This window comes from Flavobacterium sp. UBA4854, assembly GCF_002399805.1.
Classification (GTDB): domain Bacteria; phylum Bacteroidota; class Bacteroidia; order Flavobacteriales; family Flavobacteriaceae; genus Flavobacterium; species Flavobacterium ginsengisoli.
This window is the reverse complement of sequence record NZ_DHEI01000029.1, coordinates 1-10,595: the sequence shown is the minus strand read 5'-3', so window position 1 is coordinate 10,595 and position 10,595 is coordinate 1. Positions and strand designations below refer to the sequence as shown.

At 34.7% G+C, this 10,595-nt stretch carries 7 protein-coding genes; 4 read left to right on the top strand and 3 right to left on the bottom strand.

Annotated elements, in window-relative coordinates:
- The 3 genes from B3J44_RS03985 to B3J44_RS03975 all read right to left on the bottom strand — a co-directional run.
- Window positions 1–3,239: DUF5107 domain-containing protein (locus B3J44_RS03985; protein WP_286965955.1), on the bottom strand; the 3,239-nt coding region annotated here is incomplete at its 3' end.
- Window positions 3,240–3,257: 18 nt separating this feature from the next.
- Window positions 3,258–4,664, bottom strand: coding sequence for a sugar porter family MFS transporter (locus tag B3J44_RS03980; protein ID WP_286965954.1), 1,407 nt, complete (start codon window positions 4,662–4,664; stop codon window positions 3,258–3,260).
- Between the two features lie 128 nt (window positions 4,665–4,792).
- The gene (locus tag B3J44_RS03975) at window positions 4,793–5,701 is read right to left on the bottom strand and encodes an AraC family transcriptional regulator (protein ID WP_286965953.1); all 909 of its coding nucleotides are present in this window, start codon (window positions 5,699–5,701) and stop codon (window positions 4,793–4,795) included.
- Between the two features lie 137 nt (window positions 5,702–5,838).
- Between B3J44_RS03975 and B3J44_RS03970 the strand changes: the two genes are divergently transcribed.
- The 4 genes from B3J44_RS03970 to B3J44_RS03955 all read left to right on the top strand — a co-directional run bounded on the left by B3J44_RS03970 (window position 5,839) and on the right by B3J44_RS03955 (window position 10,291).
- On the top strand, window positions 5,839–6,870 hold the full coding sequence (locus B3J44_RS03970) for an aldose epimerase family protein (protein ID WP_286965952.1): 1,032 nt from the start codon (window positions 5,839–5,841) through the stop codon (window positions 6,868–6,870).
- A gap of 24 nt (window positions 6,871–6,894) precedes the next feature.
- Window positions 6,895–8,826: a glycoside hydrolase family 97 protein gene (locus B3J44_RS03965; protein WP_286965951.1), complete on the top strand. Its 1,932-nt coding sequence runs from the start codon at window positions 6,895–6,897 to the stop codon at window positions 8,824–8,826.
- Between the two features lie 210 nt (window positions 8,827–9,036).
- The gene (locus B3J44_RS03960) at window positions 9,037–9,987 is read left to right on the top strand and encodes an aldo/keto reductase (protein WP_286965950.1); all 951 of its coding nucleotides are present in this window, start codon (window positions 9,037–9,039) and stop codon (window positions 9,985–9,987) included.
- Window positions 9,988–10,087: 100 nt separating this feature from the next.
- Window positions 10,088–10,291, top strand: coding sequence for a YqaE/Pmp3 family membrane protein (locus B3J44_RS03955; RefSeq protein ID WP_349678285.1), 204 nt, complete (start codon window positions 10,088–10,090; stop codon window positions 10,289–10,291).
- The last annotated feature ends 304 nt before the right edge of the window (window positions 10,292–10,595 follow it).

Here is a 10,595-nt window from a genome sequence, read left to right as displayed (position 1 = left end):
AGAACACTATTAAAAGTTTGTTCTGCTTCAGCTTTTTTATCAAGACCTAAAAGACCTAATCCTTGCATATACAAGCAGTGAATTTTGTTTCGTTTGTCCAGATCATCTTCCCAAATCATAAGATCTGGAAGTGATACCGCAAAATAATCAATCGTAACATGATCGTTTACGTGTTTTTTTGCGTAAGCTACGAGCTTTTCAAAACGTTTATTCGCTTCAGCAAAATCATTTAATTTCAGATAAGCCAAGCCCTGATAGAAAATTTTGTCAGGCTGTTGGTCATTATAAAAAATAGCTGCTGTTGGTTCTTCTAAACCTTGCGTTGCTTTTTCCCACCAATAATTAGCTTGTTGTAGATCGCTTTTCTTTTCATAAGCAACACCAAGCCAGTAATGGATATCATTTTCCTGTGCTCCAGGTAATTTTCCTTCACCTAAATTATCAGGATAAATTTGTGCTTGTTCCAAAAGCGCTATGGCTTTATCATAATTTCCTTGCGTAATTTCCTGTTTTGCAATTTCAGTTAAAGAAATCAAATATTGTCCGCTTACTTTTCCTTCACCGCCTTCCCAAGGATGGAACATTCGGTTTTGCAGTAACGTAAGTGCTTTATCGTGTTTCCCTAAAAGATTGTACAAAGCAACTCTTTCTAAATACACGTCGTCTCTTTGAATAACCAATTCTAAATGTTTTTCTAAGAAGGCCAATCTGAAAACCAAATCTCTATTTAAACGTTTGTATAACTGATCCAATTCCATTAGAATTCTTGCATCTTCCAAATCAAGTGAAAAAGCTTTTTCCAGACTTGCTAGTGCTTTTTGCTCATCGTTCAATTTGTTGTAATAAGCCAATGAAAGATTACGGTGTACAGTTGGAAAACTATCATCAATTGAAACTGATTTTTCCCAACAAGAAATCGCATCATCATAAAATTTCGATGCATACCAAAAGTTTCCTAGATAATACAGCGCTTTTGCATCGTTAGTCTGTTTCTCGATAACTTCTGAAAGCACCAAAGCAGCTTCAATCTGATTTGGGAAACAATAATCAGGTTTTGCCTGAGAAGCCATCTTGAAACATTTTTCGGCTTGATTAAAATCATTCAGCTTTTCATAAAATGAACCCGCAAAATACCAAGCCATCGGATAGGTGTTTTCATCTTTCAATCCTTCACTTAATAAAGCAGAAGCTTCTTGATACAAACCTGCTGCATTGTAGTCTAAAGCATATTCGATATACGTATGAATGTTGTTTCGAATGAGTGCATTTAAATACGTTAAATCCTGTTTGTCATTGCTGAGAAGATACTTTTCGAATAGTAATCCAAAATTGAAAGAATCATTCTCTAAATAAGCATTAGCAAGCTGAAGCGCTTTCTCTTTTTGGTTTAATTTTCTAAGAAAAGCCACCTGCAAATGCAATGCTTTATGATCTTCTGTATTTTTAGAAATCGCTTTTTGAATGTGAATCAAAGCTGAATCGAAATCACCTTTTAAAGCATCAAGCTGCGCTACATAAAAATAACCCTGATTCTGCCAAGCTGCATTCCAAGTCGATTTGTAAAAAGCATCGTAAGCTTCTTCGTTTTTATTCTGATATTTAAGTGACAATCCTAAATTGAAATACGCTTCTCCATCATACGGATTTGGATTTCGCTGTGTAAGCGTTTTAATAGCAGCTCTGAAATACGGCTCGCTTTCTGCAAATTTTGCTCGACGCATCAGCCATAATCCCATTGCATTATTAGCACGAACATCACCAGAATCACGTTTAAGCGCTTCTTCGTAATACGGAATCGGACTATAAGTGGCGTGTCTGTATTGCTCTAAATGCTGTGCTGTCAGGAATAATTGCTCGTTATTTTCAATATCTTCAGGTGCAAGAGCAGGTTTTGCAGCTTCTGGAATCTCATCTTCGTTTTGAGCTTCATAATTCCAATCTACTAAAACTTTATCGTCAGCATCTGTTACAGTAATTGACAATCCTTCTAAACCTGATGAGGTATTGAAATCAATTGTTTCTTCAAATGAATTGTATGGCGAGGCATCATATTGTTTTTGGAATAAAACTGAGCCATTATTTTTTAAAGTCACCGTCGTTTTTGGATAAACTCCAGTTGTGTATGCTTTAATAACTAATTGATCGCCGATGTTTTCTAAGTTAACCATCGCATTTTTGGTTGCATTTTTTACTACTCCCAAATCACGATATGGCATAAAATACTGTGTGAAATCTTTTTGCTCGCCTGGCATAATCCAAGTAAAATCAGGCTGATTATCAGTATAAACTCCACACATTAATTCGATATACGGACCATCTTCATCAGTAAGATTTCTGTCCCAAGCACGACCGAAATCGCCGTGTCCCCAAGTCCATTGTTTTTTTCCTGGAGAAACATGATGATTGGCAACGTGCAATAAACCACCTTTTGAATCATTTTCGTATCCGCCAACAAAATTATATTTTGAAGCAATCGCCATATAAGAAGTCGGAACCGGAATGTTTTTATAACGTGAAATATCTGTTCCAGGCGAATAATCGACTTTATAATACGTTCCTTTTGCAATTGGGAAAGAAGAAACATCGCGTTTTCCGTGATCAAAAACAGCATTTACATCAGGCGGAAAAACCGATTGATAATCGTCGTTTACTTTTACAGCAGGATTTGCCCACCATAAAAAAGTCTGCGGAAATGAAGTTCTGTTGTATAATTGTGCTTTAATTTCTAAATACGCTTTATCAGGATATAGTCTGAAACCAGCCATACCTTTGGTTCTAAACATACGCTCAACTTCGCTGCACCAAACCGTTGCGCTTCCGTCTTCATGTTCTTCAATTGTAAAATCTACAGGATCAAATGTAGTTGGTCTGTGGTGTTGAGGCCAGTTAAATTCGATTCCGCCAGAAATCCACGGACCTGTAAGTCCTACCAATGCAGGTTTTACAACCTGATTGTAATATACAAAATGACGGTTTTTAGTTTTGTCATAAGCCATATGAACTCTTCCGCCAAGTTCAGGCAGAATCATTATCTTAATGAATTCATTTTCAAGATATACGGCCTGATATTCTTTATCTGTTTTTTCGTCCGCGATTTTTTCAATAACCGGATAAGGATATACCGATCCGTTACTTCCCTGATACACTCTTTTCTCAATAAATACAGGATTTTTTTCAGGTTTGCCCACCTCATAAGTTGGCAGGATTATTTTTTCCTTCCAAACATTTACTTTTTGCATGATGTAATGAAATTTAAATTATTGAATATGTTTTGATTGATCAGCAGCCATAAGCTCCTCAATCTCTTCAAGACTTTTGTTTTTCGTTTCAGGAAGTTTTCTGAAAACAAATAGAAATCCTAAGGCACAGATAATTCCATACAGCCAGAAAGTGCCTGACGTGCCCAGATAGTTGTTAAAAATTGGAAAGGTCTGCACTAATATGGCAGAAGCAATCCAGAGTGCAAAAGTGGCAACAGACATTGCTACACCTCTAATTCGGTTAGGGAAAATTTCAGATAAAATAACCCAAGTAATAGGAGCAAGAGACATTGCATAAATGGCAATGGCTAATAATACCAATAGCAATAATGGAAATCCGGTAACATTGGTGTAATAAAAATATCCTAGTAAAGCATAGATTACAGCAAGCGCTCCAGAACCAAAAAGCATTAATTTTTTGCGGCCTAATTTGTCTACAGTTCCCATAGCAACTAGAGTGAAAACCAAGTTAATGCTTCCTGTTATCACAATATTCATGAACAAATCGTTTATGCTGTAACCAGCCGAAACAAAGATTTCTTGAGCATAATTGAAAATAATATTAATACCGCACCATTGTTGGAAAGCGGCCAATACAATTCCGATAATTAAGATCGAAAAAGCTTTTTTGTCGAATAATATTTTGAAATCGGTCTTTTCGCTTTCGTGTGTAAAAGTTTCTTTAATTTTTTTAAGCTCTTCTCTAGCATAATCAATTCCTCCAATTTTAGCAAGAGTGTCTTCTGCCGAATTTTGATTGTCTTTTTTAGCCAAATATCTTGGGCTTTCTGGAATCAGAAACATTAATAAAAAGAAAAGAACAGCCGGGAAAAATCCTGCCCAAAACATCCATCGCCATCCGGTTTGTCCGTTCCAAGAAGCAAGAATCTGTGCGTGAGAATAACCAGTTGGAATAACTTCTGTGATTAGCATGTTTGTAATCTGTGCAGCAAGAATTCCGATAACTACGGTAAGTTGGTTTATGGACACGAAAAGTCCGCGGGTTTCCTGAGGTGCGATTTCTGCAATATATAAAGGCGATATGGTAGAAGCAACTCCAATTCCGATTCCTCCAATAATACGCCAGACAATAAATATGTTGAAGGTTTCTGAAGCTCCTGTTCCAATTGCCGATAAGGAGAATAATACGGCGGCAGCAATCAGTAGAGGACGTCTTCCGTAAGTATCGGCTAGTTTTCCTGCAACAGCGGCACCTGCCACACAGCCAACAAGAGCACTGCTCATTGCCCAGCCTTGAAGAGCTGGAGAATCTGAAATGCCAAAATAAATTTCGTAAAATGGTTTTGCTCCGCCAATAACAACCCAGTCGTAGCCAAAGAGTAAACCACCCAGTGCTGCAACTAGACTAATTGATAGTAAAAAGGTATAATTGTAATTTTTCATAAAAAGGTTTTAATAGCTTTTGTAAAATTAGCGGAATCGGAACCTTTGATTTATGGATATTTTTTTTGAATAGATGGATTATAATCTGATTTTTTAGCATCATGTTTTAAAATCCGAAAACAATTGCGTTACTGCTTATATTCTGTTCGATATTGAATAGGTGATGTACTCATTATTTTCTTGAATAAACGGGAGAAATATAACGGATCATTAAAACCTAAATTAAAACTGATTTCTTTTATGCTCATGGTCGTAAAACTTAAGTATTGACAGGCTTTCTGCATTTTTAGATAATTGAAATAATGTATAGGAGAATAACCCGTCTGTTTCTTAAATAAGGTAAAAAAATGTGACGATGAATAATTAAAATAAGCTGCAACATCGTTTATTTTTAACGAAAGTTCCAGATGCTTTTTCATGTAATCAATAGCCGACTCAATAGTATTATCCTCTGAAAATTTTCGATTTTTTTGAATGAAAAATTTCTCATACAAAAAGGTATTCAATAGTTGCCATAAAGATAAATTGGCAAATTCTAGATTGCTGGAGCTGTAACCGTCTTCCATAACGTCTAATATGTTGTCAAATAGTTCGATACGTCTTTCTTCAAGCGATAATTGCGGAGCGGTATCAGGATATTCGGTTATGAATTTATCGTAAAAATAATTTGCTTGTGGTCCAGTAAAATGAATCCAATAAATACTCCACGGATTTTGTTTTAAAGCATAATAATCATGCGCAACTTCTGGTGGAATAATATAAAAGGTATTGGCTTTGAGTGTAATGGTTTTGTTTTCTCGGCTAATAATGCCTTCTCCTTTATAACAATAAATCAGGATATATTGTTTGCTTCCGTGCTTTCGCTTCATGGAATGATGGCTCGCATTAGGAAAAACGCCAATATCGGTAAAATACAAACCCGAAATAAGCGGATTCTTTTTGATATTGGAAAGTATGTTTTTAGGAATTACAATCATGCGCTGTCCTAAAAAACCTTCTTTGACTTTTATTTTTTCCTTTTGCGATGTGTTTTTCATTTTCCTAAATCTTGTTTTTCAAATATCATAATTTAATCCATGCTTTCAAAAAAAATGTCCATTTTAAGCACAATTATCAAAAGTAAATTTGAAATTCTAATCTAACTTAAATCTTTTCTGACCTTTTTTTAATCAATATGAATTCTACCAATATAATTGCATGCGAGTCTTTTGGCTGGTTTGCAGACCAAGAAATTTTCAAATTTACTATTACAAACAGCCAAGGAAATTATGTGGAGCTGCTTAATTATGGTGCCATAGTAAAATCCATAGTTGTGCCAGATAAAAATGGAAAGAAAGAAAATGTGGTTTTGGGTTTTCCTACTTTAGAAGGTTATTTAAAAGACAAGGCTTATATCGGAGCGACAATCGGGCGTTTTGCAAACCGAATAAATAATGCTTCGTTTTCTATTGAGAATAAAACGTATTATCTGGATAAAAACGACGGAAAAAATAACAATCACAGCGGTTCAGCAGGATTTAATTCTAAAGTATTCGATTTTAAAATAGAAAACGATGCTGTGATTTTTTCACTTGAAAACAGGAGTGGAGAAGGCGGTTTTCCGGGAGATGTAAATCTAAAAGTGATTTATAAATGGACTGATCAAAACGAATTGAAAATTCAGTTTTTGGCAGAAGCCAGCGAATCGACTCCGCTTAATTTTACCAATCATTCTTATTTCAATTTATCAGCTTGTCAAGATAAAATCCATAATCATAGATTAACCATTCAAGGATCAAAAATATTAGAAAGTACAGCCGATTATATTCCGACAGGAAAAATTATACTAGCTGATGAATATTTATTTATGAATGATAAACTGGGTGACGTAATGCAAAACAAGGGACTAAATCTTTATTATGTTTTAGATCGCAATCGTGTTGATGAAAAACTTGTTTGCAAATTAATTGAAGAAAAATCAGGTAGAATAATGCGAGTTTATACTTCATATCCGGGTGTGCAGCTTTATACAGGAGATTATTTAGACAGTGCATTAATCGGTGAACATTCTAAATTATACCAATCTTTTGACGGACTTTGTTTAGAATGCCAGTATTATCCTGATAGTCCCAATCATGAACATTTTCCTAACACTTTATTTGGAGCAGGTCAAATCTACGATGAAACCATTGCTTATACTTTTGATATAGCAACTAACAAAATTTAACTATCACCTTTAAATATTTATATAATGAAAAAAAAGTTTGTAAACCGATTTTTAATTGTCCTGATGCCGTCAGTATTTTTTCTGCTGACGAATTGTAAGGCACAGAATACATCACTTTCGCTAAAATCTAAGGACAATCTCAATCAGATCTCACTGTCTTTAAGCGAAGACGGACAATTGTCTTATAAAGTTACGCGTCATGATAAAGCTGTTATACTTGATTCTCCACTTGGATTGATTTTTGAAAATGATGATTTTACTACAGGATTATCTGTTGTAAATGTTTCTCCAATAGAAGAAAAACGTGAGAAATATGAACTTAAAGTAGCCAATAATAAAACAGCTGATCATGTTTTTAAAACCAAAAGCATCACTTTCAAAAACAAGCAAGGTGCTTTGATGACGATAGACTTAATTGCAGGAGAAGAAGGCGTTGCTTTTAGATATAAGTTTGATAATAAAGCGAATAGATCTAAAATTCTTAAAAATGAACTAACAGGATTCCATATCGATCAAAAAGCAAAAGGATGGTTGCAACCTTATAATAAGGCTGGAGATTATACACCGGGTTATGAAGATTTTTATGTAAATGTAAAATCAGGAGATCCAATAAGCGGTGCTCGAAACGAATCTATTGGTTGGTGTATGCCGGCACTTTTTAATGTAAACGATGCTAAAAACTGGGTACTGATTGCAGAATCTGGTACAGACGGTTCATTTCCAGGCTGTCATTTAGCGCCAGATTCTAAAAACGGAATGTACACCATTGCTTTTGCTAAAAATGATGAGAAATTTACTTTGCCATTACCAGATAAAGGAAATGCATATCCTGAGTCTGCAGAACCGTGGACAATGCCTTGGAGAGTTATAATGATTGGAGATAATGCAGGCAATATTTTATTGTCTACAATGATTACAGATTTAGCTCCAGCTTCTAAAATTAAAGATGTTTCTTGGATTCAATCTGGAAAAGCGGCTTGGTCGTGGTGGTCGCATCCAGAAGATTTTACGCCAGAAATGTATAATAAGTTTACAGATGTTTCGGCTTCATTTGGTTTCAAATACACACTTTTTGATGCTGGTTGGGAAAAAGCCAACAAGGAAGGGAAAATTGTAGATTATGCATTGTCTAAAGGAGTACAGCCATTAGTTTGGGGATTTTCAGCAGAATACTTTGATTCAGAAAAAAGAAAAAAGAGATTTAAAGAATTGGCTGAAATGGGAATAAAAGGAGTAAAAATTGACTTTTGGTGTTCAGACAGGCAAGAAGTTATGGCAGCTTTGCAAGGTATTTTTGAAGATGCAGCAAAAGAACATTTATTGGTAAACTTACATGGAACAACGGTTCCAAGAGGCTGGCACAGAACATGGCCGAATTTTGTAACCGCAGAAGCTATTTTAGGAACAGAAAGTTATTTTTATGAACCAAGATTTCCAGAAAAAGCAGCAGAACAGAATACCGTATTACCTTTTACAAGAAACGTTGCTGGTCCAGCTGATTACACGCCATTTGCTTTAACTTTTAGAAAATATATACGTTTAAATACTTCGGTTCATGAATTGGCAATGGCTATGATTTATACCTCAGGGATTATTCATTTTGCTGATTCGGAAGAAGTGTTTAATTCACTGCCTAATGAACTTAAAAACTTATTGAAAGAAATGCCGGCAACTTGGGATAAAACTGAGGCTATTGTGGCAGAACCAGGAAAATCAATCGTGTTGTCACGTAAAAAAGATAATCTTTCTTATATCATTGGGATAAACGGAACTAACACAGCTTTACCTGTTTCTATTGATCTGACTAAATACGGAAAAGGGTATTCAAAATTCAGAATCATTTCTGAAGGTAAAGACCCGTTGATGGATTTTAAAGTAGAAACTCATCCAATTAATGCTAAGTGGAAATACAATATGGCTCCAAAAGGAGGTTTTATTATTGAATTTGTAAAGTAATAATTGATTGGTAAAATGAATTACAAAAGAGGTGCTTAAATTTTTTAAGCGCCTTTTTTATTACGTGAAAAAATAACAATGAATAAGATTTGTTTAGTAAAAGAAACGTAGAGTATTAAGATCTTAGGAATTGAAAAAAATGAGCTTCATTTTTAAAATATAATATTTACTTTTAGTAATTGATTTTATGAATTGACTAATACCAGAAATATGAGTTCTCAAAACCAAAAAAATGAAATAAGCCGACGCAGTTTTTTACAAACCAGTGCAAAATTCGCGGCCGCAGGAATTTACTTAGGTGTTTTTGGAATGCCTGAGCTATTCGGAAATGTTGTCGTAGATAAAAAAGATGTTCAGATTCCAGATGTCAAGCTGAATAACGGTGTCAAAATGCCTATACTAGGATTTGGTACATATGGTCTTAGTGGGGAAGTATGCCAGCAATCAGTTGCCGAAGCTATATCGGCAGGTTATCGTCTTCTTGATACTGCAAAAGTGTATGGAAATGAAGAAGCAGTGGGCAGAGGTATAAAGCAAAGCGGAATTGACAGGAAAAAGCTTTTTGTTACCTCGAAACTATGGGTTGATGATGCTGGTTATGAAAATGCTAAAAAAGGTTTTGAAGAAACACTAAGAAAACTGCAACTTGAATATCTTGACCTGTATCTGATTCATCGTCCAAGAGGTGATGTGAAAGGATCTTGGAAAGCAATGGAAGAACTTTATAAAGCGGGAAAAATTAAAGCTATTGGCATAAGCAATTTCGATCCGGTACAACTAGCTGCTCTTTTATCTTATGCTGAGGTAAAACCTGTGATAAATCAAATTGAGACGCATGCTTATTTTCAGCAGACAAATGACTATAAAGTATTAAAACAACATAATATCCAAATGCAAGCGTGGGCTCCTTTTGCAGAAGGTCGTAATGGTCTTTTTACAAATGAAATACTAACTAAAATTGCTCAAAAACATGGCAAAACTACTGCGCAGGTAAGTTTGAGATGGCATTACCAACGTGGCATTGTAGCTATTCCGAGATCTTCACAAAAAGGACATATTATAGAAAATCTTGACATTTTTGATTTTAAACTTGATAGTGCTGATATAAAAGAAATTGAAAAGCTTGACTTAAATAAAACGCAGTTTCCGGAATGGAGTTGAGGTTGATTTGATAAAGAGTGAAATTTGAAATTTCATTGTGTGGTGAGGTTTTAAGTAACAAATTGCAAGATTTGCGACATATAGCTAAAACCATTCAAAAATGATGACCCTCATAGCAATATTTTTTCCGTGTATCTCCTTTCTTTTAAGGGGCAAAATTTTGACGTCTTTGCTTTGTTTAATTTTACAGCTTACTTTAATTGGCTGGTTGCCTGCGGCAATATGGGCTGTTATATCGCTTCAGAATTCAAGGGCCGACAGGCGTAACGAAAAATTAATAAGGGCAATGCGAAATGGTAGATAATTAGTCGCTCTTGCGTATCTAGAAATTTAGGTCTATTTCTCATTAATGACTTCATTATGATTCGGATTTCATTCTGCATTTTTTTAGTAAAATCTTTTCAAAGTTTTTTTAGCTAACAAGAGCAATTTGTTCTAGGTAAATGGTTTTGATTTGTTTTGAACAATCTTTGTATTTAGTTTGAAATCTGTTTTATAGAAAAAAAAACAAGAATTTAAAAATGCTTTTTGAAAATAATATGATAAAAAAGAAAACCCTTAACAAAGTTAAGGGTTTTTAAATTTAGCGGAGAAAGAGGGATTCGAAC